The following is a 23293-nucleotide window of genomic DNA, read 5'->3' on the forward strand; positions in this document are numbered from 1 at the left end:
GAAAGTGAAGACGATGTTCCAAACCGGTCCTTTCAATCCGGCGTTTGGAGCCGGGACTTTCGGCCTCAAAGACCTCCGCCGCATTTCGTATAATCTCGAGGCCCCGCGCCTTGTTGAAGAGACGATACGGCGCGGCGAAGCCGCGATTGCCAAGGGCGGCGCCCTTTGCGCCGATACGGGTGCCCATACTGGCCGCTCGCCCAACGACAAATATATTGTGCGCGATGTTCTCACGGATCAGACGGTGTGGTGGGACAACAACAACGCCATGACGCCGCGAGCTTTCGATACGCTTTATGCCGACATGCTTGCCCATGCCAAGGGAATGGAACTTTTCGCGCAAGACCTTTATGGAGGCGCCGACCCCGCGCATCGGGTAAATGTGCGTGTGTTCACGGAATTTGCGTGGCACTCGCTGTTCATTCGCAATTTGCTGATCCGCCCGTCCAGCGAAGAGCTGGCAAAATTTACCGCCGATTTGACGATCCTCGATCTGCCCTCTTTCAAGGCGGACCCTGCGCGCCATGGCTGCCGGACGCAGACGGTCATCGCGATGGATTTCAGCCGGAAAATCGTGCTGATCGGCGGGACGAGCTATGCCGGTGAGATGAAGAAGTCGGTTTTCACTTACCTCAACTTCGTGCTTCCGGAAAGCGGCGTCATGCCGATGCATTGCTCGGCGAATGCGGGCCCGGGTGGTGATAGCGCGCTCTTCTTCGGCCTCTCCGGCACCGGCAAGACAACGCTTTCGGCCGATGCGTCGCGCACCTTGATCGGCGATGACGAGCATGGCTGGAGCCCGCGCGGCATTTTCAATTTCGAGGGCGGCTGCTATGCGAAAGCAATCAAATTGTCGCGTGAAGCCGAACCCGAAATCTATGGGACATCGGAACGGTTCGGCACGATTATGGAAAATGTCGTGCTCGATCCGCTGACACGCATGCCCGATTTTAACGACGGTTCAAAGACCGAAAACACCCGCATTGCCTATCCGCTCGATTTTATTCCCAACGCCTCGGCAAGCGGGCACGCCGGCCATCCCAAAAACGTTGTGATGCTCACTTGCGATGCTTTTGGCGTTTTGCCGCCGATCGCCAAACTCGACGCAGCGCAAGCGATGTATCATTTTCTGTCCGGTTACACGGCGAAGGTTGCCGGAACGGAAACCGGGGTGAGCGAACCGCAAGCGACGTTCTCGACCTGCTTTGGCGCGCCGTTCATGCCGCGCAACGCGTCTGTTTATGGCAATCTCTTGCGCGACTTCATCGCCAAGCATCAAGTTGATTGCTGGCTCGTCAATACGGGTTGGACGGGTGGCAAATATGGAATCGGCAGACGCATGCCGATCCGTGTCACGCGCAGGCTCCTGGCCGCTGCTCTTGATGGGTCGCTTTCGAAGGTCAGCTTCCGCATGGATCCTTATTTTGGCATTTCGGTGCCGCGCGATGTCCCAGGCCTTGAAGAAGATTTGCTCGATCCCGCCAAGACCTGGGCCGACCAAGCCGACTTCGAAGCGACCGCCCTAAAATTGGTCGGCATGTTCCGCGCGAATTTCGTTAAATACGAGGAGCATGTCGATAGCGAGGTCAAGGCCGCGCAACCTGCCGTCGTGGCGGTAGTCTAGCCGCTGAACTGTCTTGCCATTGCGAATGAAATCCCGAAACGGAACGATTTAGGAGGAACTGGGCCCCAAAGCTCAGGCGGTGATTCGTTCTTCCTGGTCGCTGGGCTCGCGAAGGACATAGCCGCGTCCCCAGACCGTTTCGATATAGTTACGGCCATCGCTCGCATTGGCGAGCTTTTTGCGCAGCTTGCAGATAAACACGTCGATGATCTTGAGCTCGGGCTCATCCATCCCGCCGTAGAGATGGTTGAGGAACATTTCCTTTGTCAAAGTCGTGCCTTTGCGCAAGGAGAGCAACTCCAGCATTTGATATTCCTTGCCGGTCAAATGCACCCGCGCGCCGGCGACCTCGACGGTTTTCTGATCGAGATTGACGATGAGATCGCCCGTCGCGATGACGGACTGGGCATGGCCTTTCGAGCGCCGCACGATGGCTTGGATGCGCGCGACAAGTTCGTCCTTATGGAAAGGCTTGGTCAAATAATCGTCGGCGCCAAATCCCAGGCCCTTGACCTTATCTTCGATCGCGGCGAGCCCGGAAAGAATGAGGATCGGCGTTTTGACCTTGGCGACTCGCAGGGTTCGCAGAACCTCATAACCCGACATGTCGGGAAGGTTCAGATCGAGCAATATAATGTCATAGTCGTAGAGCTTGCCGAGATCGATGCCCTCCTCGCCGAGATCTGTCGTATAGACATTGAAATTCTCGGATTTGAGCATCAGCTCTATGCTTTGCGCTGTCGCGCTATCGTCTTCAATCAGTAAAACGCGCATGTGAGGTCCCAGCCTTCCCCCCGTCGGTCGCCTTGCCGTCGCGCAAGATCGCTTGAAGTCCCGCGCGGTGGCTATCTTGGCCAGTGCTCCGCGATGAGGACTTCGCTACGAATTTCGTAACCTTAACGGGCATTGGTTAACAAAAACATTCCACCGAAATCCAGATCGTTGCTGGCGGCCGCGCCACGGGCGCCAGCTGATTCGTTTTTCCGTCTCGAGAGTTTAATCCTGCCGGCGCAAGCTTGCGCGACGAAGGACACGCCGCGTGGCCGAATGTGCGCAGAAATTTTCGCAATTTGGGGTCACAAGCGTTGAGCAAGCTCTCCCGCAGGTAAAAAATGGGCCACCTCGTCGGGCCAGGGGAGGGAAAACTTGTGAGCTTTTTCGTGGGGGTAACGAATGGGCAACTTTACTCAGGCAAAGTGGTGATCGCACGGGGCCTTGGGCTCGCCGTGCCATGCCGACCGCGTTGGAGCAGGCCGTTGTTGAAAAGTCCGGCATCTTTTTTCGGATCCGCCTTTGAGGTCCAGCCCGCGTCTTGGAGTTGAAACAATGAAATCGCGGGATACATTGGCGCGTCTCAGGCGTTTTCAGGTTGATGAAACCCGCCGCCGGGTCACCCAAATCGAAACGATGATCGCCGAATTTTCCAAGATGGCCCGCGATCTCGACCGGGAAATCGCGCTTGAAGAACAACGGTCTGGAATATCCGATATTTCCCACTTCGCCTATCCGACGTATGCCCGCGCGGCGCGAACGCGGCGGGACAATTTGCAGCGATCGGCTGGGGAACTGACGGTTCAGCTCGAAGAGGCGCGCCAGTTTCTTGAGGAAACCCTCGCCGATCCCAGCAATGCACGCATCCTCGATAGCGGGAAGCTTATTGGCCCAGTCAATGGCACGGGGGCCGGGACAAACGGAACGTTGGGGATAACCGCGCGGCGCGTGCAAGTTTAACCGACTTTGATCATATACGGGCGCGCCGGGGGCGGGCGGAGGATTGCAGCAATCGTCCATTTTCATCAAGTTTCCGACAGACCAAGTTCCGCTTGCCATAGCGGCACGCATCGTGCAGGGATGCCGCCGGACATGGCGGCCGGTGCACGCGCGGCGGCGCGGCGGGGCATGGTTGTCCGGAGAGCGATGAAGCGCATTCTCGATTTTTTCTGGCCGTTGGTCGGCTTTGCCGCGGTCGCCGTTTCACTTTGGCTTCTCCACAGGGAGTTCAAAGGCGAAGCTGTAGGCCCGGAAGTCTGGGAACACCTCAAGTCGATTTCCCTTGGGCATTATTTGCTGGCGATGCTGTCGACGCTTGTCGCCTACGCGGCGCTGGCTTGGTATGACCGGATCGCGCTCCTCCATCTTGGCATCAAGAATATCTCATGGGTGTTTATTTCGCTTTGTTCCTTCACGACTTACGCACTCGCACATAATATCGGAGCGACGGTTTTCTCAGGCGGGATGGTTCGCTACCGGGCCTATCACTCGAAAGGCCTCAGCGCGGCGCAAGTTGCGGTTCTCGTCGCCATTTGTTCTTTGACATTCGCCCTCGGCACGGTGTTGCTCGGGGGCATCATTTCCGTGTTGGAACCAGAACAACTCAGCCGGTTTCGCGGTAAATTGCCGGAATATCTGCGGTCTCTCACCGATCCCACGACCGCCCGGCTGATCGGCGTCGTGTTCCTCAGCGGCGTTGCAATCTATGTGATCGGTTCGATTCTCCGCTTTAAACCGCTCATTATAAGAGGGTTCCGGCTCGAATATCCGAAGCCGGGAATCACCGTCCGGCAATTGCTGGCGGCGCCGCTGGAACTTCTAGGGGCGGCCGGCATCATCTTTTTTTCGCTTCCGGATGCGGGCAATCCTGGTTATTTTGCTGTGCTGGCGGTGTTTATCGCTTCGTTTTCGGCGGCGCTTTGGTCGAATGCGCCGGGCGGATTGGGCGTTTTCGAATGGTTTTTCATCAGCGCCATGCCCGAAATGCCCAAAACGCAGGTGCTGGCGGCATTGCTTGTCTTCCGTTTTTTTTATCTGCTCATTCCGTTTTTCCTGTCGATTTTCGTTGTCATTGCGTTCGAGCGCAACCGGCTGAAGGAAGTGCTGCACACCGAGAGCCATCATCCCCTTGCCAGTGGTGAGATAAAACAAACGTCTGATCGCAACCGTGCCGGGATCCCTTAGCCATCGCTTTGCTATCCTCGCGCGCGAATGGCAGTCCGTTGTACTGAGCGGCGCTTCCTTTTCCCGCTACCAGCTATGCCTTGCAGGAACGTGCAAGATATTCCTGTGCTGATTCCGGCTAGGGTGCTGCTGTTCGTACAAAATCACATCTATGTCAAGGATAATTGGCTTTTGTAGACAATACTCTTGATCTATTTGTTAGCTTTTCGATATTATAAAGTATTTCTGTATCTTCAATTATAAATAAAGCTTTTGTCTTGTAGAAATAGATATACATAGAATATAAAAGTTTTTTAATTTATCAATTAAGATATGAATATATTGCCGCCGTTTCATCACAATAGCCATGCAACCATTGTCATGCTCAGCAGATTGAGCTTGAAATGTCACGGCATGGAGTGTGAATTGTGAGAAAAATTATCATGGCTGGTCTTGCGTTATTTGCGTCTTGTTGCATCGCGCAAGCGCAAAGCTGGACAGGCAAGGCGTCTTATTATGGCGGCCGCGGCCATATGGCCTGCGCGCATCGCTCGTTGCCGTTTGGAACGCATGTCCGGGTGACCAATCTCGCCAACCACAAAACAGCAGTGCTCGTGGTCAATGACCGGGGGCCGTACATTCAGGGCCGGATCATCGATGTCTCGACTGGTGCCGCCGATATTCTTGGGTTTCGCCACGCCGGTGTGGCGCAGGTGATGGTCGAGACGGTGACCGACTAGGCAGCCGCGGGCCACCAAATTCTTCCAATCCCTACGAGTTGAAGACCCGGAACCTCAGCCGGATTGCGCCCACATCACAGTATCAGAGGGCCAAGGTCGCCGACGACCATGGTCCCCGGCAAAAGTCCCCGCGCGCGGCCGGTAATTTTGCAATCGCCGCCGCCGCCGGAAATCTCGAAAAGGTGGTATCCGGCGCGGTGGCGCGGTTTCCCGCGAATGGCGGATGCCGAGGGCACGCCAATGACCGGCACGAGACCGCCGGGGCCTTGGAGCCGGGTCGTGCAAAGTTTGTGGTTATGACCATGAATGATGAGTTCGGCGCCTGCGCGGCCGATCAGGGCGCCAAAGCGCCGGGCATCAGTGAGACCGCGCCCGATACGGGACGCCGAGGCTTCGGGCGGATGGTGCAGCATCACGACCCGGACAAGACCGCTCCGGGCTGTTTCGACGAGAAGTTTTTCCGCGGCGTCCAACTGGCGCTCGCCCAAATAACCGGAAGCAATGAATAAGGGAGTCGGGATACCCGAGGATAGGCCGATGAAGGCCACATTCTCCCGAACCCGCAGATAGGGGAATTGTTGGGCGCCGCGCGTCTCGCCCGTCGTCCAGGGCGCGAAAATGCGGGCAAGACCAGGCAAGGAGCCGCGCACATAGGCATCGTGATTGCCCGGCACGAAACTGACGTCTTCGGGGTCTCCCAAGGTCTCCAGCCAAGTGCGGGCGAGATGAAATTCCGCTGGAAGACCGATATTGGCGATGTCCCCGGTGACCGCGATATGGCTTGGATGATGGGCTCGCAGATCCGCCACGATTTGCGCAAGGACACCCATATCATGGGCGCGGGAGCGGGAGCGTTTCCAGTTCAAATAGCCGGTCACCCGCTTGCCGATGAGGTCACGCCGGCGCAAACTTGGCAAGGGCCCGATATGCGGGTCGGACAAATGGGCAAGAAGAATTTTCACGCGGCCAATGTGCTGCTCTTCGCGGCGCGTCAAGCGGCGACGCGGAAATTTCCAACAAGGACATTTAGCAAATCCAAGGCCAGCGGCAAAACGAATTGCAAGCGGCCACGAAGAAGTGACCTCTCCCGGCGGCCCTGGCGGCCTACCAGTTGATATTCCTCAAGTCAGACGGTGGGACTTTCTGCGATAAACATGAATTGACTCGCGCCTCCCAACCGTTTGTCTAAACTCAGCAAACATCCGTCAGCACTGCAAACTCGATGGTTTTCCCGAATGGTTCCCCACTCTCGTTTGATATTTACGGTCTCCGCCCGCGCTGCGGCAATTCTGCTTGCTTGCGGCAGCCTTGGCGCCGGACAATTCTCTTCTGGAAAGGCCGATTACGTCATTGAGCTGTTCACGAGCCAAGGCTGCTCTTTTTGTCCGCGGGCCGACCAAATGCTCGCCACGATGGCGCGGGAGCCAGGTGTTGTCGCGTTGTCCTTCCCGGTTGATTATTGGGATTATATCGGCTGGCGGGATACACTCGCTTCGCCAGTATTTACGACGCGGCAAAGGGCTTATGCTTTGGCGCATGGCGAGGCGCAAGTCTATACACCGCAGATTGTCGTAAACGGGCTTGCCAGTGCGGCTGGCGGCGACCATGAGGAAATCCAACAGGCGATCAAATCGGCGAAGGATGCCGATGGCGCTATGACGGTGCCGATGCATTTGTCGCAAGCGGATGGCCATTACTCGATCGAGGTCGCCAGCGGCGGCGGCGGCCCAGCGGGAGTTTTCGTGCTCCGGGTCGCGCGCTCTAGCACGGTTCACATTCAACGTGGAGAGAATGCCGGCCGAGTCGTGACCTATACCAATGTCGTCCGCGCGATAGATAAGGTCGGGGAGTGGAACGGTCAGACCGCGACATTCGACATGCCGCGCACGCCTCCATCGGGCGAGGGCTTTGTGGTGCTGATCCAAAAAGGTACGCCGGAACGCCCAGGCGCAATTCTTGCCGCGGCGAAGACCGAGGGGCTTTGAGGTCATCGGCCGCGAATGGCCACGGCTTCGCTTCCGCCTAAAATTTCCGGATTGGCCGGGACTGTCCAAATTTCAGCGGCGACCCTGTAGGTGGCTTCCACCGGCCGTGCTCACGGCCTATAGAGAAGGCAAGCAGTTCGCGCGAAGCGGCCAGGAGCAACGATCCGCCATGTATTTTCCAAATATGTCTTTTCCCAACATGTCTTGTCGACTCATTCGCGGTTTAACCTTTGTTTTCACCCTTGTCCTTGGGGCCGTACTCGTTTGCACCAGTCCAGCGTCCGCAAGGAGGAGGCATAAGGAGGCAAAACCCGCGAAGATCGAACAGCCCTCTCCCGCGAACACGGACACGAAGAACGCCGGGAAGCCGTCGCAGTTGGCGAGTTACGGCGACTGGGGCGTTTTTCTCGCCCAGGGGGACAAGTCGAAGACCTGCTACGCGTTGGCTTCGCCGAAAGATAGGGCTCCCTCGGGCCTGAAACGCGACCCCGCCTATGTGTTCATCTCCAACCGGCCCGGCGAAAAGGTGCGGGGGGAGGTTTCCATCATCATGGGATTTTCCGTGAAGGATGGGGCCGCCGCTCATGCGGACATCGGGGGAACTGGCTTCGATCTGGTCGCCAAGGGGGCCAATGCCTGGATCAAGAACCAGGCTCAGGAGCCGCAATTCGTCGATGCTTTGAAGAAGGGATCGAAACTGATCGTTAAGGCACCCTCGTCCAAGGGGCGCTTGACGGTTGACAGCTATTCGCTCGCCGGCCTGGCGCAAGCGCTCGACAGGATCGAGAAGGAATGCCCCTGAGACGTTGCTTGCGCGAAGGACCATGCTGGCGGTAGCATATCGCCAAATGGAAACGCGCACTGAGGCGATGCTCGCGGGGGGAACACATGTCCGATAAAATCTATCCCGTCACGCCTGACTGGGAGCAGCGGGCCTTTATCGACAACGCGAAATACCGCGAACTTTATGCAAGTTCGATCGCCGATACCGAGAGCTTTTGGGCCAGGGAAGCTGGCCGAATCGATTGGATCAGACCCTTTACGCAGGTCAAGAACGCGTCGTTTGGTCCGGGCACCGTGTCGATCAAATGGTTCGAGGACGGCACCACCAATATCACGCAAAATTGCATCGACCGGCATCTGTTGCGGCTCAAAAACCGGACGGCGATCATTTGGGAAGCCGACGACCCTAAAGAATCGAGACATATCACCTACCAGCAATTGCATGATGAAGTCTGCCGCCTCGCCAATGTCCTTAAGGCGCATGGAGTCGGAAAAGGCGACACGGTCACGATCTATCTGCCGATGATTCCCGAGGCGGCCTATGCGATGCTGGCCTGCGCGCGGATTGGCGCGGTCCATTCGGTGGTCTTTGGCGGCTTCTCGGCGGATTCGCTCGCTGGACGGATCGAGGATTGCCGCTCAAAACTCCTCATCACCGCCGACGAAGGGCGGCGCGGCGGCCGCGCGACGCCCCTAAAGGCACATGCCGACGAAGCGGTCGCGAAAACGGCTGGAATCGTCGAGACGATGCTCGTCGTCCGGCATACCGGCGGCGCTGTTGACTGGGTGGACGGCCGCGATGTCTGGTATCACGAGGCTGCGGCAAACGTTTCGACCGAATGCCTTTATGCCGAGATGAACGCGGAAGACCCGCTCTTTATCCTTTATACGTCCGGCTCAACCGGAACCCCGAAGGGCGTGGTCCATACGACGGCGGGCTATCTTGTCTATGCCTCGATGACGCATCAATATGTGTTCGATTATCACGACGGCGATATTTATTGGTGCACCGCCGATGTCGGCTGGGTCACCGGACACAGCTACATCGTCTATGGTCCGCTCGCCAATGGCGCGACGACGCTGATGTTCGAAGGCATCCCGACCTACCCGGACGCATCCCGCTTTTGGCAAATCATCGACAAACATCAGGTCAATATTTTTTATACCGCGCCAACCGCGATCCGCGCCCTTATGCGCGCGGGCGACGCGCCGGTTAAAACGACGAGCCGGGCCTCGCTGCGGCTTCTGGGTTCGGTCGGCGAGCCGATCAATCCGGAAGCTTGGGAATGGTACTATCATGTCGTCGGCGACGGCCGCTGTCCGGTCGTCGATACCTGGTGGCAGACGGAGACCGGCGGCATCCTCATCACGCCGCTTCCGGGCGCGACGGAGCTGAAGCCCGGCTCGGCGACCCAGCCCTTCTTCGGGATCAAGCCGGAAGTGGTCGATGCCGAAGGCAAGGTGCTTGACGGCGCTTGTTCGGGCAATCTGGTGATCGCCGACTCCTGGCCTGGCCAGATGCGGACGGTCTATGGAGACCATGAGCGCTTTGTGAAGACCTATTTTTCCGCCTATCCGGGCAAATATTTTACCGGCGATGGCTGCCGCCGCGACGCCGACGGCGACTACTGGATCACCGGCCGGGTCGACGATGTCATCAATGTCTCCGGACACCGCCTCGGCACAGCGGAAGTGGAGAGTTCCCTCGTCGCCCACGAAAAGGTCGCGGAGGCCGCCGTCGTCGGCTATCCGCACGACATCAAGGGCCAGGGCATCTATGCCTATGTCACCTTGATGATCGGCGCCGAGCAGAACGAGGAGCTGCGCGCCGAACTCGTCGCCTGGGTGCGCAAGGATATTGGGCCGATCGCCAGCCCCGATGTGATTCATTTCGCGCCGGGATTGCCGAAGACCCGTTCCGGCAAGATCATGCGCCGCATCCTCCGCAAGATCGCTGAAAAGGAGTTTGATGCGCTCGGAGATATTTCGACGCTCGCCGATCCCGCGGTGGTCGAGGAATTGATACGCAACCGAATCGGTTGATATGCATTTAGTAAATGAGGCAGATCGACCATAGTTAGGCCGTATGACAGCCATATTTTAACCATATTTGGTGATTTTGCCCCGATAGAGCCTATCCCTTGGTATTATTGGATTTCCAAGGTATTTCAAAAGCCGGTGGGCAGTGCGATGAGCAAGCGTAACACAGGCGTCCGTCATTTTTTTGACAAATTTTCGACAAGGTTAATAGGTTTCGGAAGACTGGCTCTTTTGGCGGGTGGATGCGTGGCGGCATCCGGGGCAAACGCCAGGGAACATGTCGCGTTTTCGGCGGGCTATGCCGCCGGAACGATCATCATCAAGCAAAGCGAGCGGGCGCTCTATTTCACGACCGGATCTGGGACGGCCATCCGCTATCCGATCGCGATCGGCCGGGCCGGAAAGGCCTGGCAGGGGGAGACCTCGGTTCAGGGCAAATATTTTTCGCCCGCATGGTCGGCGCCTGATGTCGTGCGGCATGACCATCCCGAACTGTCGTCGGTCATCCCTGGCGGTTCTCCCCGCAATCCGATGGGCGCGGCGGCGATTACCTTAAGTCTTTCTGAAGTCGCGATCCACGGGACCACGGCCAGGATGCGCAGATCCGTCGGCACGGCCGCCTCCTACGGCTGTATTCGGATGTACAATGAAGATGTGATAGACCTGTTTCACCGGGTCCAGGTCGGAACTCCGGTCGTCTCTATTCCCTGATTGGTCAGATTTCCTGTCCGCGGCCTCGAGTCCCACAGCGCCAGCGGGCGGGTCACGCAGCGGAAACTGCCGGTGCACTGCTGCGTGCGGGGTCTTTATTTCCGTCTTGGATTGGTCTAACCAATCTCTTCAGCGTGGTCTTCCCGGCGGCCGGGAGTGAGCCAGATGGGGTTGAGCCAATAGCCGGCGGGCAGTGCTGGCGAGTTGCGGTTGATTGGCGTAGAGTTCTGCGTTGCGGCATAGCTCCGTCACGCGATCCGCAGGAGCTTAGCGGTCATTTTCTCAGGGAGTAACTGGTGGAAACGAAAGCCCTCGAGCAAACCGAGCTTGCCAATCAGATCATCGACGTGATCGTCAAGGAAGGAATGGTTGACCGCGAAAAAGCCACTTTAGACGCGACGATCGAGAGTCTGGATTTGAAATCGATCGACATTGTGATGATCTTGACCGCCATTGAAGAAAAATTCGACGTCTATATTCCCATGGATGGGCCTTTCCATGAGGCAAAAAGCGTCGGCGATTTGATCGACGCCATTGCCGCCTACATTATCAAAGAAAAAAACTGAATGGCTGACACGCGGCGTATTGTCGTCACCGGCATGGGTGCTGTGTCCGCCGCAGGCGTTGGCGCGGCAGCTCTTTGGCAGGCGGCGCGCGATGGCCGTTCCTGCGCGCGCGAGACCCAATTTGCACGGCCCTACCGGGGACGCATAAGGATTTCCGCGCAGGTCCAGAATTTCGACGCAGCCGCCTATCTCACCTCCAGTGAATTGCCCTTCTGCGATCCGGTCGCGCAATATCTGCTTGTCGCCGCCGACGAAGCGATGGCCCAGGCGGGGCTGGCATCGGCCAAACCCATGGGGCCGCGCACCGCCACCATCATCGGCACGGGTGTCGGCGGCATGCACACTTTGGAAAACGGGCTTTATCTGACGCTGGTCGAGCAAGGACGCCCGGATCCCTTGACGATTCCGCGTCTCATTCCCAGCGCCTGTCCCTCGTTGCTGAGCATCCGTTATGGTTCGACCGGGCCCTGTTTCGCGGTGGCGAGCGCCTGCTCCTCGGCAACGCAGGCGATCGGCCTCGGGGTCCAGCTCATACGTTCCGGGCTCGCAGATCGCGCCATCGTTGGCGGGACCGAGGATTGCGTGACCAACAGTGCCATGCTGGCTTGGGAAGCGCTGCGAGTTCTGACACCGGACGCCTGCCGGCCTTTCTCCAAGGGCCGCAATGGCATGATCCTTGGCGCGGGCGCCGCGGTGTTCATCCTGGAAGAATCGGAACTCGCGCGGGCCCGGGGCGCCGAAGCGCTCGTTGAAATCTCTGGCTACGGAACCTCGGCGGATGCCAAAGATCCCGTCCGCCCCGATGTCGATGGAGCCGCCGCCTGCATGCGCAATGCCTTGGCCGACGCTGGCGTCGATGCTGAGGAAATCGACTACGTCAACGCGCATGGAACCGGGACGACCGCGAACGACGCGACGGAATCGGCGGCCCTGGGCCTCGTCTTCGGCGGCCGGCCTCTGCCGGTGTCCTCGACAAAACCCGTGCATGGTCATGCGCTTGGTGCGGCCGGGGCGCTCGAACTCGTCGTTACGATCGGCGCGGTTCGCGAGAGTGTGGCGCCGCCGACCATCAATTGGCGTGAGGCCGACGTCAAATGCCCTGTCGATCCCGTGCCGAATGAGGCGCGCCCCATGCCGATCAGGACCGCGTTGACCAATTCCTTCGCTTTTGGCGGCATCAATGCCAGCCTCATCGTCCGGCGCGCCGCCGCGGCATGACCACGCGGGATCCTGCGCAAGCCGCCGCCCAGCCAGGGGAGCTGGGCGCGGCCGGCCCGGTGCGCCTGCCCGCGATCCGGGTCCGGACCGAACCCAATGAAGTGGCGGCGTTTTCGCGCGAGACCTTCGCCGCTGGGACCGGTGATTTCGTCCCGCTCACCTTCCCCTTCCGCTGGTTCACGCTTCCCCCCGTCCGCGCCTTGATCATGCAATTGAGCGGCGGCGAGGAGTTTCTGCCGGTCCATGAGGCACAGAGTTTCGTCTATGAGCGGAGCCTGCGGACAGGCGCCGATTATGTCCTCGACATCGCGATCGAAACTTCTGAAACGCCGCCGCGTCTGACGTTGAAAATGACGGTCGCGGCCTTGCAAGGGGAGATTTGCGCCCGGCTCGAAACAATTTTGAGGATTGTCCGCCTCAAAGGGGAGACGCTTTCGTGACAGAAGCCGGGTATGCGCTGCCGCCGGATTGGCCAAGCGCCGGTGCTGAGATCGGCGCGCAAAATTTTGGTCCGTTCGGGCATGACGCGCTCGTCCGTTATGCTGCGGTCTCTGGCGACGACAATCCTTTGCATCTTGATCCCGCTGCGGCAACGGCGGCGGGTCTCGCCGGGCCACCCGTGCATGGGATGCTGATGCTGGCATGTTTCGAGCCTCTCATCATGAGATGGCGGACGGATCTTTTCATTGCCCGGCTTTCCGCCAAGTTTTTGCGGCCCGTGCTGGTGGAGGAGGGCATTCGCGTTTTGGGGCGGGTCCTGCGCAGCCGCGGGGCGCCGAGGCCAGAACTCATGTTGCGGCTTACTGCGCGGGGTCCCGGTGAGGCCCTAGTGATCTTGGCGGAAGCCGAGGTCTTGTACAGAACCAGCTGACATGCAGCCCCGCTCCATCCTCATCACCGGCGCGTCGAGCGGCATCGGCCGGGCTCTGGCGCTGGTTTATGCGCGCCCCGGGACGTCGCTGTCCCTGATCGGGCGCGACCGCGAACGGCTGGAGGATGCCGCTGCCGCTGCCCGCGCGCAAGGGGCCGAAGTCGGCCTTGGTGTCCTCGACGTGCGCGATCAGGGCACAATGGCACAATGGATCGAGGCGGCCGACGCCCGCCAGCCCTTCGATCTTGTCATTGCCAATGCGGGGATTACGACGGGTCTCTCGCCGGGCGAGATCGCCGAGGACCCAAGCGCGGTCCGCGCCATCATCGGCATCAATCTGATTGGCGTCTTAAATACTGTCGAACCTTTGATCAGACCGATGTGCGCGCGGGGCGCCGGCCAAATCGCCTTCATCGGATCGATCGCGGGGCTGCGCGGATTGCCTTATTCGCCGTCCTATTGCGCGACCAAGGCGGCGGTCCACGCCTACAGTGAATCCCTGCGCGGCCGTCTCGCCGCGAGCGGTGTGCAAGTCGCTCTCGTGATCCCTGGCTTTGTGAAGACCCCGTTGAATGATGGCATCGATGCCACAAAACCGCTCCAAATCACCGCTAGCCAGGCAGCAGCACGTATTCAAAAGGGTCTCCAACAGCGTAAGGCAGTAATCGCGTTTCCATTCCCACTTTACTTTGCGGCTCGCCTCTCCCGCATCCTGCCAATTTGGCTTGTGGATAAAGTTATGGCGTGCTTCAGGGTTAAGATTCCCCAAACACACGAGCGTATTCGTTAACGAATTCTTACAATTTCCAGTTTTCTGGGAAGGTTCTTCGCTCGTCCTTACAGTCAAATCTCTCATTCACTCAATTTCTGAAACAAATTGTTGCAATTTGTTTGTTGTTGAAACCGTTCTTTTGGAGTTCAAAGCTTGAGTAGAGTGTATCCTTATGGCCTGCATTAAGGGACTCGTTGCTTGCATCGACCTGCCGTGCGGCCGCCCGGGCTGCATGTGACCGCATCACAGGGGTAATGGACCAGTGAGTTTTGTGGAACTCTTCAGGGTTTTATGCGAAATCGGCTTGGTCGCCGCCTTTTGCGGGCTCTTGTTCGTCGGCGGCGGCTTTTTGATCCTGATCGGGATCAATATTTTCGAGCAGGCCTCCGGCTTCCTGCTCGGCAAGCGGCTTTACGCTCCGGTTCTCCAAGACGCGGACTTGCCCCATGTTTTGGTGCAAATCCCGGTTTTCAATGAGCCTGCCATGGTGGCCGATTGCTTGCGCTCTGCCGCCGCGCTGGATTGGCCGAAAGACCGGCTTCATATTCAGCTTCTCGATGACAGCACCGACGGCACGGCGGCGATTGCCGATGTTGCTGTCCGCGCCTTGCGGGGTCAGGGTTTCGATATTTCGCATCTTCACCGGATGGCGCGGCGTGGCTACAAGGCGGGCGCCTTGGATGCGGGCCTGGCGCAATCCAGTGCTCCTTTTGTCGCCATTCTCGACGCCGACTTCCGGCCGCCCGCCAATTGGTTACGGGCCGTCATCCCGGCATTGATCGCCGATCCAAATGCGAGCTTCGTGCAATCGCGCTGTGAATTCGCCAATTACCGGACAAATTGGCTCACCCGCGCGCAAGGCCTCATGTTCGATGCACATTTCGTGATGGAACAGGCGACGCGCTTCCGGGCCGGGTGGCTATTTCAATTCAACGGCACTGGCGGGGTCTGGCGGCGCGCCGCGATAACGGCGGCGGGGGGCTGGTCGGCGGATTCTCTCTGCGAGGATCTTGATCTGACCATTCGCGCCGAAATCGCCGGATGGCACGGACTTTTTTCGATGGAACCGGCGGTCCCTGGCCTGGTTCCGGACAAGGTCTCGCATTGGCAAGTGCAACAGAGGCGCTGGTCCAACGGCTTTGTGCAGGTCGCCCGCAAGCTGTTGAGCGAGGTCTGGGCGGCCGAATGGCCGGTATGGCGCAAGCTCTCGGCGGCCTTCCTTATTCTGATCCAGACATTCTATCCGTGTGTCGCGCTTGCCTGCATCACCCTGGCACTTTGCGCCTTTATTCGCGGCGGCGACCTCGCCCCTTACGCGCCGATTGTCGAGACGATCGCAGCGTTGATCCTCATCGTCGGCATCGGCATGACGTTTGTTCCCTATGTCATTTTGGGGCGAGGTTCGGTTTGGCGCTATCTTGCGACCCTCGGATCGCTGGTGCCCTTGATGATCTATCTCAGCGTCTCAAATGCGCCATCCATTTTGAAGACGGTTTTCGGGGCCTCCGAAACCTGGAAACGCACGCCGAAGACGACGCCTTTCCTCGATGTTCTGCCAGCGAACGACCAGCAGCTCAATGAGGCGCAATCCGGTTCCGCGTTGATTTGATCGCTGTCGCCGCCCGCCCCTGGTGGCGGGCCGTTTCCGTTGTGTCATCAGCCCTACCCAATTCAGAAAGCAGCAACAGCTTCAACGCCCCTCTCTGATTGGCGATTGGCATCGGCCTTAGCCTGGGGCTTCGTCTTGACCAAGCGTTCGTGACCCATCAAAAAATCCGCAAGGATATCGGCGGCATCGAAAAGGCGCGGCGTGCCGAGGCGTTTCGGGCAAGCTCGGGCAGAACGAAAAGTGCGACCGGCAAGCCCAGCCGTTCTCAGCGCCCGGCGCTGCGATCGACCCGCGTGTACAATGTAAATTGCGGGTCGAAGATGAACGTAAGCAATAAATTGGCCCAGGATTTGTGGGTTTTCAGCCCATCGTAATATTCCGGCGCCATCCGCTTTAGCTGCGGCAAGCGCGACCATGGCACATCGGGAAAATCATGATGCTCGTTGTGATAGCCGATGTTGAGCGCGATGAGGTTCAACGGGCCATAATAGCCAAAGGTTTCTTGGGCAGGATCGGAGGTGAAATGCTCCTGCAGCCAGCGGGCGCCGAGGGGGTGCAAGCCGCCAACCGAGAACCAGAATGACGCAAAGAGATAGAAAAGCGCATTCGGGCCGAAACACATCAAAATGATGAGGTCGAAAAGGAACACGCAGCCGGCATTGATGAAGGTCCAGCGGCTCCACATCGGCACCGTGCCCTTCAGGCGGCCAAGACGGGTGAGTTGGAAGACAGGGAAAAGAAACATCCAGGCCGCTTTGCCCAGTACGCTTTTGCCAAACAGATTGGCTTCCCAGCGGCTCGGCAAATCCGCGTCGTAATTGTAATCTCCAAGATGCGAATGGTGCTTCATGTGATAGCAGCGAAAGCCCATCGCGGTCGGAAAAGTGTTCGGCAAGTCGGCAAGAATTGCGACCCATTTGTTCGCGTCATTGGCTTTAAAGATGCAATTGTGGGTCGCGTCATGGATGACGACGAACATGGCGTGATTGGCGAAGGCGCCAATGCAAAAAGCAGCGATGAGCGCCGCCCACCAATAGGAGAAACCAAGGTAGCCGAACACTGCCGCGATCAAGACTTGCCCAATGACAACCGCGAGGGTGATTGCCGCCGTGAGCGGGTCGTGCCCGATCAAAGTTCCGACTTCCGGGTGGGCTGCCAAGATCGCCCGCCGGCGCAGCGGGTGCGGACGCGGCAAATCGGTTGGAATGAACCAGTTCTGTGCGCTGGAGCCGATCCGGCCAGCAGGCCTTCGTTCAACTGCTTCTATGCGCATGTGCCGTCTTTCCTTCTCAAAGCATTACGCCGCGAGACTCTTCTCATAGATGCGATGAATCTTATCAATTTTCGCACCGGACAGTTCGATCGGCCGCCGCATGCCGAAATTGTCCTCCAAAACCCAGCCGAATTCGACATGTTCGAACGAACTCGATTTGCTGCGATGGCGCATTTCCTCGATGAATGCCAGAATGACCGCTCCGCCCGCCGCCTTGCGGTGCAAGGCGCGGCGGATGCCAAATAGGGCAAGCCGCCCAGAGACAAAGCTGTGATTCCTGATCCTTGATATAAGACGCGGAAGGCCAAACGGGAACAAGCGGCCGCCGAGATCACCCGTCACCTCATGCAGGTTCGGCAAGATAATGCCGAAGGACTGCGGCACCCCATCAAGTTCGATCATGAAACCGCCCTCCGGCGGCATCACCATTTTCAGCGCATCGGCACTCGACATGAACTCGGCGAGCGTAAAAGGCACAAATCCCCAATTCTCGCTCCAGGCATCGTTGAAGATATCGATGATAATCTCTGCTTCCTTGCGGATGTTCTTCAAGTCGAGCGCCCGGATGTTGAGCCGCTCGCGCCATTCGGGCCGCTCAGCAATTCTTGGGCTTGCCTTCCGGTCTTTCTCACCGACGTCATAGCGGTAGGAAATGAGGTCTCGCGCTTTTGTGTAGCCTTGGCGCTCCAAGGAATTGACCAAATAGGCCGGAGTCCAGGGCATGAACACCATGGGGGCGGCTTCAAACCCTTGCACGAGCAATCCGCATTCGCTCCAGATGGAGGGCGAAAACGGCCCATGCACAACCGCCGCGCCGCGTTGGCGCAGCCAATTTTCGGCGGCTCTTATCAAAGCCGCGACAACTGCGTCGTCGTCGATGGCGTCGAGGCAGCCGAATTGCGCGCGGGACGCCCCAAGCGGCGTATAGGCTTCGTTGTAGATCTGAGCCGAAATCCGTCCCGCAAGTTTGCCATTTTTGCGGGCGAGCCAGGCTTGCGATTCGACAAGCTTGAAATGCGGATTGAGCTTGTGCGCGAACATGGTCCAGCGTTCGGCATCGAGGGGGGGCGCGAAGCCTGGCTGATCGCCATAAATGAGCCGGGGAAGACGGCAGAACGCGAAAAAGTTTGCCAGCCCATTGACTGGAATGATCTCGATCTCGTCTCTATTTCCGTCCATTGGCCTGGCCTTGTTTCGAGCCCGCGCGCCACGCCGAGGTCCGGGTGTAACTTCGAGCAAAGTGCATCAAGAAAGCATGGATGCGGTTGAGGCGGCGCCCAACTGTAACGAAGCGCCGCCGTCAGCTGGCCGCGCTGAGCGAACGTGCCGGAGCCTCGCGCTGGGTTGGCCGCTTTGCCAGCAGTTCCGTCACACCCCTGATCTCTGCTTCCGTGTGCTTGGCCGAAATGAAAAAACGTAGACGCGGCTGATCCTTTGGCACACCGATTTGGATGATCGGCGGCACGTAATAGCCATTGTCCATCAAATGGCTGGACGCCGCCAGCGTCTCAAGGCTGTCGGAGAAAAGGATCGGCACGACACCGCGTCCGATGGCAGGTCCGGTATCGAGCCCCGCGTCATGCGCGAAATCGATGAACAGTTCGGCATTGTGGCGCAGCCGTTCGATGCGCCACGTCTCTTCTTGCATCAATTGGAGAGCGGTCTCCGCCGCCGCCGAGATGACCGGCGAGAGGCCGACGCTATAAACGAACCCAGGCAAAGTATAGCGCAGCCAATTGATCACCGGTTGCTTACCGGCGACGAACCCTCCACAAGAGACGAGGGTCTTCGATAATGTGCCGATAATCAGATCGATTTGCTGCGGATCAACCCCCGCATGTTCCCAAAGACCGCGCCCCTCGTTCCCCAAGACACCGATCGAGTGGGCCTCGTCGATCAACAGCCAGGCCTTATGCCGTTCCTTGAGACTGACCAGCCCCGCAAGGTCGGCGACATCGCCATCCATGCTGTAGAGGCCTTCGGCGACGATCAGCGTATTGCGGTAGTTGGCGCGCTTTTCGCGCAGAAGAAAATCCAGATGGTCGAGATCATTGTGGCGAAAAACGATGGTTTCGGCCGTTGTGCTTTTGGCCCCGCTCACAATGCTATTGTGCGACAATTCGTCGATGAACAGCGCATCATGCGATCCAAGGATATGCGAAATGGTCGTCACATTGGTGAGATAGCCGCTGACCAGCGTCAAAGCCTCCTCGACGCCGAGGAATTTGGCGAGGCCCGTCTCCAAATTATGATGCGAGGAACGCTCGCCGCCAACGAGGCGTGAGCCGAGGGCACCGATCCCCAGGGTGTTCATCGCTGTCGCCGCCGCCGCGACGATCGAGGGGTGCGAGGCGAGCCCGAGATAGTCATAATTGGCGAAACTGACGAATCGACGGCCGTTTAACTCAGCTTCACGCCGCAAAGTGTCTATTGGCGCAAAAAACGGGTCGCCGAGGTCGAGATACGCCTTTCCGGCGAGCCGGAATCGCTTCGTTGCATAATCGGCGAGGCTGTGGGTCTTTTGCACTTGCGTATTCGGAGGTCCAGATGGGGTCACGAATTTATAAAGTCTGGCATAGAGACGGCTGCGTTTGGTGCGGCGCAGCCGCATTCAGTTAAGCAATAGGCGAATCGTGGCATAGCATCATGCGCCGCGTCGAGCAAAAGGGGATCGGTACATAACTCCGCAAAACACTCGGAGCAGCCTGTTGGGGAATACAATACCCACTTTCTTATCAAAAGCTTACCGCATTCTTTCAATTCCGGTTACAAACCGTAACAATGACTGCTTCGTGGCCCGGCAAGTGCCGCGCAAGGAGATCGTGTTTTGCGGGTCGGATGCCTCCGAATCACCAAGATGAGGATGTGAGGCAATTCATGACGGACGGATAGCCCGCCAAAGTCCAGCGTCAAGCGTTCCCTGGGACCGCATCGAGGGCTGGTATCCCCGCGCCTTCTGCTTGGTCCGGTTCGGGCACGCGCGTCTTGGAGGCGAGCATCAAGGCGACCGCCGAGGCGGCGCGGCTGGCCGCAATTTTGCGGTCATCTCCCCGTTCATAGGGGAATGGCTTGCCGAAGATGAGATCGCAGCGGATTGGCTCGCCCTTCAAGACCGACCAAATGTGCGGAAGCAAGGTCGCATCCCCAAACCATGCCGCTGCCGGTGTCGAATAGCGGATCGCGACCGGCTGCACCAAGACTCTTTCAACGCCGCTCGCGGCCGAGAGAAGATCGCGCGCGGCGGCGAAATGCGAGCTATGAAATTTGCGAAGCGCCGTGCCGTCGCCGGTCGTGGCCTCCGGGAAGAGCAGCATGGGGCGGCCCGAAAGCATTCTTTGCGCCATCGCCGCATTGGTGCTGGGGATCGCGCGGCGTCGCTGACGATCGACGAACACGGTTTCCTGCAGCCGTGCGAAAGTGGAAATGAGCGGCCACGCGCCGATCTCGCGCTTGGCCAAAAAACAGACCGGCTCGACGCTGCAAAATGCCAGAATGTCAAGCCAAGAGACGTGATTGGCGGCGATAAGACGGGGGTCTTGCGGATGCGATTCCGGCGGCGCCGCGCACTGGGCGCAAACATCTAGCCGCAGCAAATTGGTGAGCGTTCGGCCGAAGGCGACCGGAAACCAGCGGCGCAGCGGCCAGCGCCGCCGCAGCGCGACCCACTGCAAAGGCGTAAGACACAAGAACACGAGCATGGCGAGCAGGATTGCCGTGACGCGAAGATATGCCATGATGTGCCGCAGGTTGGCCAGCTTGGTCAGATTGCGATTCGCCCCTTTGTAGAATCGCTTGCCTGCAGTTTGATGACAGCGCCGCAGCGGGTTTTTGCATCGGGAGCTTTCCCCAAATCGTCATCAAACCTTCGTGTCTAGTTTTTAGATTCGAAACACACGCAGCTCCCTTCAGAGATTCGACGGTTCATGTGGAACATAGCGACGCCTTCCGGTTTCGGCGAGGCCATCCGGCACACGGCTTCCTTCATCAGACCCCGCCGCATGGCGCGCGATTTGTCCGGCTTGCCAGCGGTGCTGGGGCGATTTGGTCCTTACGAAATCCGGCTGGCGGTGGCGAACCGGGACATCCGTAAAGCGCAACGGCTTCGCTATAAGGTCTTTTACGAAGAAGGTGAGGCCATTCCTTACCAAACTGCCGCGCTGACACGCAGGGACATCTGTCCCTTTGATAAATACTGCGATCATCTACTTGTTATCGACAAAGAAAAGCTTAATCGCCTTGGCCGCAAAAAACCGAAAGTCGTTGGCGTGTACCGTCTGCTTCGCGGGGACACCGCAGCCCGCCATCAAGGCTTTTACAGCCAAACCGAGTTCGATATCGCGCCTTTGCTCGCACGCCATCCCGGCAAGAAATTCTTAGAACTCGGCCGCTCGTGCGTCCATCCGGAGTACCGATCGAAGCGCGTCATCGAGCTGTTGTGGCGCGGCTTATGGGCTTATGCGAAACATCATCGTATCGACGTGCTCATTGGCTGCGCCAGCCTGCCGGGGGTCGATCCGCATGCGCTCGCAACGCCTTTGGGTTTCCTGCACCGCCACGCCCTGGCGTCGGGGGTATGGAGAGTCCGCCCGCTCAAGGGGCGGGGGGTCCACATGACATTCGCGGAAGGCCACGCGATCGACGCACGCAAAGGCGTGGCGGCGCTGCCGCCGCTTCTCAAGGCTTATCTGCGGGCAGGGGCGAAATTCGGTGATGGTGCGGTAGTCGACGCGCAGTTCCGGACCACCGACGTCTTCACGATTTTGCCCCTGGCCGATTTGGAAGAACGCTATATCGACTATTATGGAGGCCCAATGGAGATGCCGGATAGTTATGTTGCGTGAGCCGCTAAGACCGGGATTGCGCTCGACCGAAAATAAGCATGAAATTGTTGGCGGGCAAAGCCAACTGTTGTGTCAAGACAAGGCCGTGATTGCGGGCGGCTTTCTCAACATCCCGGACGTCCTTTAATCCCCATTCGAGAGCGTTCGACGCGCGAAGCTCTTGATCAAAAGCCTCGTTGGACGGCGCGGTGTATTTTCCATCGACATTGAACGGCCCATAAATCGCAAGAAATCCAGTATTCTTGAGAACACGCGCGGCGATTTGCATCACGCCATCGGCGACCGAGATAGGCGCGACTTGAAACAGATTGATGGCAAAGATGACATCGTAGCGATGCAACTTCGCGTCCGGCCAAGACTCGGGGCGAGTGAGGTCGATATGGACGGGGTCCCAGACATTGGCGTTGGCACTGTCGGCTTGCATTTGGCGGACCGCCGCAAACACGCCTTTGTCGTAATCGGATGGTTGAAACCGGATATGCGGAAAATGTGGCGCGAAATAATTGATATGTACGCCGCTGCCGGTCGCGAGTTCGAGAACGTCGCCAGAGGGTGGAAAAAGTTGCTTGAAGACATCCAAAATTGGGTCGCGGTTGCGCTTTGCGGCCCAATCCACGTAGGAGCTTAGAGGATAAAGGTCGATAAAGGACCGCACGCCCGTCATGAAGTACTCCAATTAACGTTTGATATTATCTCATAGCCAAAGATGAAGAGCCACCGCAAGCTCGGGCGCGAGCGGTAACTTGGCCAAAATCGTCGTTCTTAGATTCCAGCCGACTGGAATCTAGTATTAGTCTATAGAAACCGTCAATTATTCTACCATATTCTAAGCTGCGGGAGATGGATCATAAATGATCCATCTCAACGTCTGAGCAAGATAAGCCGAACTGCGCCAAGGCTTCCTCCAAATAATCAGCGAGGAGGGGAATACCGAGCAAGTAGGCGGCCGTGCGTTTGTTATGGGCCCGCGCGGCTTCGCCACGGAGTTCATCCCAATCACCGATGGTTCCATCGCCGCGCCCGAGCCAGGAGAGAGCGACGAGATCAATTTGTTCATCCTCGTTCATCGCGCCAATCATCCCCCGGATCTCGTCGCCAGCGGGATCGTCGCCGTGATCTTCGAGGACGGATATCATGCCGTCGTCCGTCGCGTTGGATCCATCATCGGGATCTGTGACGGCATCCTTCACATCGAATTCGCGGGCCTTGATGATCAGGAAACATATTTTTTCGGTTGCGATCGTCAAACTGGGAGGAGGTTTTGACATCGTTCACCTCAACCGGAAGCACGGCAAAAACGCTTATGCGGGCAGCGGCATGGACAGC

23 protein-coding genes are annotated in these 23293 nt (G+C 58.3%); 15 read left to right on the top strand and 8 right to left on the bottom strand.

What is annotated here, in order from left to right; all coding sequences use genetic code 11:
- Window positions 1–13 precede the first annotated feature (13 nt).
- Window positions 14–1624 carry a phosphoenolpyruvate carboxykinase gene (locus QEV83_RS12940; protein ID WP_280131055.1) on the top strand — a complete coding sequence of 537 codons (1611 nt, stop codon included), beginning with the start codon at window positions 14–16 and terminating at the stop codon, window positions 1622–1624.
- A gap of 72 nt (window positions 1625–1696) precedes the next feature.
- On the opposite strand, the gene QEV83_RS12945 is transcribed toward QEV83_RS12940, so the two are convergent.
- Window positions 1697–2398 (bottom strand): response regulator transcription factor CtrA, encoded by a 702-nt coding sequence (locus QEV83_RS12945; protein WP_280128138.1) that lies wholly within the window; start codon window positions 2396–2398, stop codon window positions 1697–1699.
- Window positions 2399–2950: 552 nt separating this feature from the next.
- On the opposite strand from QEV83_RS12945, the gene QEV83_RS12950 reads away from it, so the two are divergent.
- The 3 genes from QEV83_RS12950 to QEV83_RS12960 all read left to right on the top strand — a co-directional run bounded on the left by QEV83_RS12950 (window position 2951) and on the right by QEV83_RS12960 (window position 5298).
- The gene (locus QEV83_RS12950; RefSeq protein WP_280128139.1) at window positions 2951–3355 is read left to right on the top strand and encodes a flagellar export protein FliJ; all 405 of its coding nucleotides are present in this window, start codon (window positions 2951–2953) and stop codon (window positions 3353–3355) included.
- 186 nt (window positions 3356–3541) lie between these two features.
- Window positions 3542–4579 (top strand): UPF0104 family protein, encoded by a 1038-nt coding sequence (locus tag QEV83_RS12955; RefSeq protein ID WP_280131056.1) that lies wholly within the window; start codon window positions 3542–3544, stop codon window positions 4577–4579.
- Between the two features lie 407 nt (window positions 4580–4986).
- On the top strand, window positions 4987–5298 hold the full coding sequence (locus QEV83_RS12960) for a septal ring lytic transglycosylase RlpA family protein (RefSeq protein WP_280128140.1): 312 nt from the start codon (window positions 4987–4989) through the stop codon (window positions 5296–5298).
- A 74-nt stretch (window positions 5299–5372) separates the two neighbouring features.
- Here the strand turns inward: QEV83_RS12960 and QEV83_RS12965 are convergent, their stop codons facing one another.
- On the bottom strand, window positions 5373–6293 hold the full coding sequence (locus QEV83_RS12965) for a metallophosphoesterase (protein ID WP_280128141.1): 921 nt from the start codon (window positions 6291–6293) through the stop codon (window positions 5373–5375).
- Window positions 6294–6533: 240 nt separating this feature from the next.
- Here QEV83_RS12965 and QEV83_RS12970 point away from each other — a divergent pair, with 240 nt between their 5' ends.
- From QEV83_RS12970 to QEV83_RS13015, 10 genes are all read left to right on the top strand, one after another.
- The gene (locus tag QEV83_RS12970; RefSeq protein ID WP_280128142.1) at window positions 6534–7283 is read left to right on the top strand and encodes a DUF1223 domain-containing protein; all 750 of its coding nucleotides are present in this window, start codon (window positions 6534–6536) and stop codon (window positions 7281–7283) included.
- A 169-nt stretch (window positions 7284–7452) separates the two neighbouring features.
- Window positions 7453–8085 (top strand): invasion associated locus B family protein, encoded by a 633-nt coding sequence (locus QEV83_RS12975; protein WP_280128143.1) that lies wholly within the window; start codon window positions 7453–7455, stop codon window positions 8083–8085.
- A gap of 86 nt (window positions 8086–8171) precedes the next feature.
- A complete protein-coding gene (gene acs, locus QEV83_RS12980; protein ID WP_280128144.1) occupies window positions 8172–10109 on the top strand; it encodes an acetate--CoA ligase in 1938 nt (645 codons plus the stop codon).
- A gap of 147 nt (window positions 10110–10256) precedes the next feature.
- Window positions 10257–10817 carry a L,D-transpeptidase gene (locus QEV83_RS12985; protein ID WP_280128145.1) on the top strand — a complete coding sequence of 187 codons (561 nt, stop codon included), beginning with the start codon at window positions 10257–10259 and terminating at the stop codon, window positions 10815–10817.
- Between the two features lie 296 nt (window positions 10818–11113).
- Window positions 11114–11383, top strand: a complete 270-nt coding sequence (locus QEV83_RS12990) for a phosphopantetheine-binding protein (protein ID WP_280128146.1) — start codon at window positions 11114–11116, stop codon at window positions 11381–11383.
- A complete protein-coding gene (locus tag QEV83_RS12995) occupies window positions 11384–12601 on the top strand; it encodes a beta-ketoacyl-[acyl-carrier-protein] synthase family protein (RefSeq protein WP_280128147.1) in 1218 nt (405 codons plus the stop codon).
- Window positions 12598–13041, top strand: a complete 444-nt coding sequence (locus QEV83_RS13000) for a hypothetical protein (RefSeq protein WP_280128148.1) — start codon at window positions 12598–12600, stop codon at window positions 13039–13041. Before QEV83_RS12995 ends, QEV83_RS13000 begins: the two co-directional genes overlap by 4 nt.
- Window positions 13038–13472, top strand: a complete 435-nt coding sequence (locus QEV83_RS13005; protein ID WP_280128149.1) for a MaoC family dehydratase — start codon at window positions 13038–13040, stop codon at window positions 13470–13472. The genes QEV83_RS13000 and QEV83_RS13005 overlap by 4 nt, the downstream gene beginning before the upstream one ends.
- A 1-nt stretch (window position 13473) precedes the next feature.
- Window positions 13474–14262: an SDR family NAD(P)-dependent oxidoreductase gene (locus tag QEV83_RS13010; RefSeq protein WP_280128150.1), complete on the top strand. Its 789-nt coding sequence runs from the start codon at window positions 13474–13476 to the stop codon at window positions 14260–14262.
- Between the two features lie 244 nt (window positions 14263–14506).
- On the top strand, window positions 14507–15853 hold the full coding sequence (locus QEV83_RS13015; RefSeq protein ID WP_280128151.1) for a glycosyltransferase: 1347 nt from the start codon (window positions 14507–14509) through the stop codon (window positions 15851–15853).
- Between the two features lie 265 nt (window positions 15854–16118).
- On the opposite strand, the gene QEV83_RS13020 is transcribed toward QEV83_RS13015, so the two are convergent.
- The 4 genes from QEV83_RS13020 to QEV83_RS13035 all read right to left on the bottom strand — a co-directional run bounded on the left by QEV83_RS13020 (window position 16119) and on the right by QEV83_RS13035 (window position 20860).
- Window positions 16119–17126, bottom strand: a complete 1008-nt coding sequence (locus QEV83_RS13020) for a fatty acid desaturase (RefSeq protein WP_280128152.1) — start codon at window positions 17124–17126, stop codon at window positions 16119–16121.
- Window positions 17127–17150: 24 nt separating this feature from the next.
- Window positions 17151–18305 carry a hypothetical protein gene (locus tag QEV83_RS13025; RefSeq protein WP_280128153.1) on the bottom strand — a complete coding sequence of 385 codons (1155 nt, stop codon included), beginning with the start codon at window positions 18303–18305 and terminating at the stop codon, window positions 17151–17153.
- Between the two features lie 121 nt (window positions 18306–18426).
- A complete protein-coding gene (locus QEV83_RS13030) occupies window positions 18427–19653 on the bottom strand; it encodes an aminotransferase class I/II-fold pyridoxal phosphate-dependent enzyme (RefSeq protein ID WP_280131057.1) in 1227 nt (408 codons plus the stop codon).
- Between the two features lie 382 nt (window positions 19654–20035).
- A complete protein-coding gene (locus QEV83_RS13035) occupies window positions 20036–20860 on the bottom strand; it encodes a lysophospholipid acyltransferase family protein (RefSeq protein WP_280128154.1) in 825 nt (274 codons plus the stop codon).
- Between the two features lie 189 nt (window positions 20861–21049).
- On the opposite strand from QEV83_RS13035, the gene QEV83_RS13040 reads away from it, so the two are divergent.
- Complete coding sequence (locus QEV83_RS13040; protein WP_280128155.1) at window positions 21050–21967, top strand: GNAT family N-acyltransferase; 918 nt, start codon at window positions 21050–21052, stop codon at window positions 21965–21967.
- Window positions 21968–21971: 4 nt separating this feature from the next.
- Here QEV83_RS13040 and QEV83_RS13045 read toward each other — a convergent pair whose 3' ends face one another.
- A complete protein-coding gene (locus QEV83_RS13045; RefSeq protein ID WP_280128156.1) occupies window positions 21972–22631 on the bottom strand; it encodes a DUF938 domain-containing protein in 660 nt (219 codons plus the stop codon).
- 181 nt (window positions 22632–22812) lie between these two features.
- Window positions 22813–23235 (bottom strand): DUF3775 domain-containing protein, encoded by a 423-nt coding sequence (locus QEV83_RS13050; RefSeq protein WP_280128157.1) that lies wholly within the window; start codon window positions 23233–23235, stop codon window positions 22813–22815.
- Window positions 23236–23293: the final 58 nt, after the last annotated feature.

It is taken from the genome of Methylocapsa sp. D3K7 (assembly GCF_029855125.1).
Taxonomy (GTDB): domain Bacteria; phylum Pseudomonadota; class Alphaproteobacteria; order Rhizobiales; family Beijerinckiaceae; genus Methylocapsa.

Bases quoted from the DNA above. Each gene is read 5' to 3' on its own strand.
- QEV83_RS13010 (WP_280128150.1), top strand. From the start codon at position 13,474: ATGCAGCCCCGCTCCATCCTCATCACCGGCGCGTCGAGCGGCATCGGC.
- QEV83_RS12975 (WP_280128143.1), top strand. From the start codon at position 7,453: ATGTATTTTCCAAATATGTCTTTTCCCAACATGTCTTGTCGACTCATT.
- acs (WP_280128144.1), top strand. From the start codon at position 8,172: ATGTCCGATAAAATCTATCCCGTCACGCCTGACTGGGAGCAGCGGGCC.
- QEV83_RS13040 (WP_280128155.1), top strand. From the start codon at position 21,050: ATGTGGAACATAGCGACGCCTTCCGGTTTCGGCGAGGCCATCCGGCAC.
- QEV83_RS12985 (WP_280128145.1), top strand. From the start codon at position 10,257: ATGAGCAAGCGTAACACAGGCGTCCGTCATTTTTTTGACAAATTTTCG.
- QEV83_RS12945 (WP_280128138.1), bottom strand. From the start codon at position 2,398: ATGCGCGTTTTACTGATTGAAGACGATAGCGCGACAGCGCAAAGCATA.
- QEV83_RS13035 (WP_280128154.1), bottom strand. From the start codon at position 20,860: ATGGCATATCTTCGCGTCACGGCAATCCTGCTCGCCATGCTCGTGTTC.
- QEV83_RS13045 (WP_280128156.1), bottom strand. From the start codon at position 22,631: ATGACGGGCGTGCGGTCCTTTATCGACCTTTATCCTCTAAGCTCCTAC.
- QEV83_RS12940 (WP_280131055.1), top strand. From the start codon at position 14: ATGTTCCAAACCGGTCCTTTCAATCCGGCGTTTGGAGCCGGGACTTTC.
- QEV83_RS12970 (WP_280128142.1), top strand. From the start codon at position 6,534: ATGGTTCCCCACTCTCGTTTGATATTTACGGTCTCCGCCCGCGCTGCG.
- QEV83_RS13000 (WP_280128148.1), top strand. From the start codon at position 12,598: ATGACCACGCGGGATCCTGCGCAAGCCGCCGCCCAGCCAGGGGAGCTG.
- QEV83_RS12995 (WP_280128147.1), top strand. From the start codon at position 11,384: ATGGCTGACACGCGGCGTATTGTCGTCACCGGCATGGGTGCTGTGTCC.
- QEV83_RS13025 (WP_280128153.1), bottom strand. From the start codon at position 18,305: ATGGACGGAAATAGAGACGAGATCGAGATCATTCCAGTCAATGGGCTG.
- QEV83_RS13020 (WP_280128152.1), bottom strand. From the start codon at position 17,126: ATGCGCATAGAAGCAGTTGAACGAAGGCCTGCTGGCCGGATCGGCTCC.
- QEV83_RS12955 (WP_280131056.1), top strand. From the start codon at position 3,542: ATGAAGCGCATTCTCGATTTTTTCTGGCCGTTGGTCGGCTTTGCCGCG.
- QEV83_RS12950 (WP_280128139.1), top strand. From the start codon at position 2,951: ATGAAATCGCGGGATACATTGGCGCGTCTCAGGCGTTTTCAGGTTGAT.
- QEV83_RS13050 (WP_280128157.1), bottom strand. From the start codon at position 23,235: ATGTCAAAACCTCCTCCCAGTTTGACGATCGCAACCGAAAAAATATGT.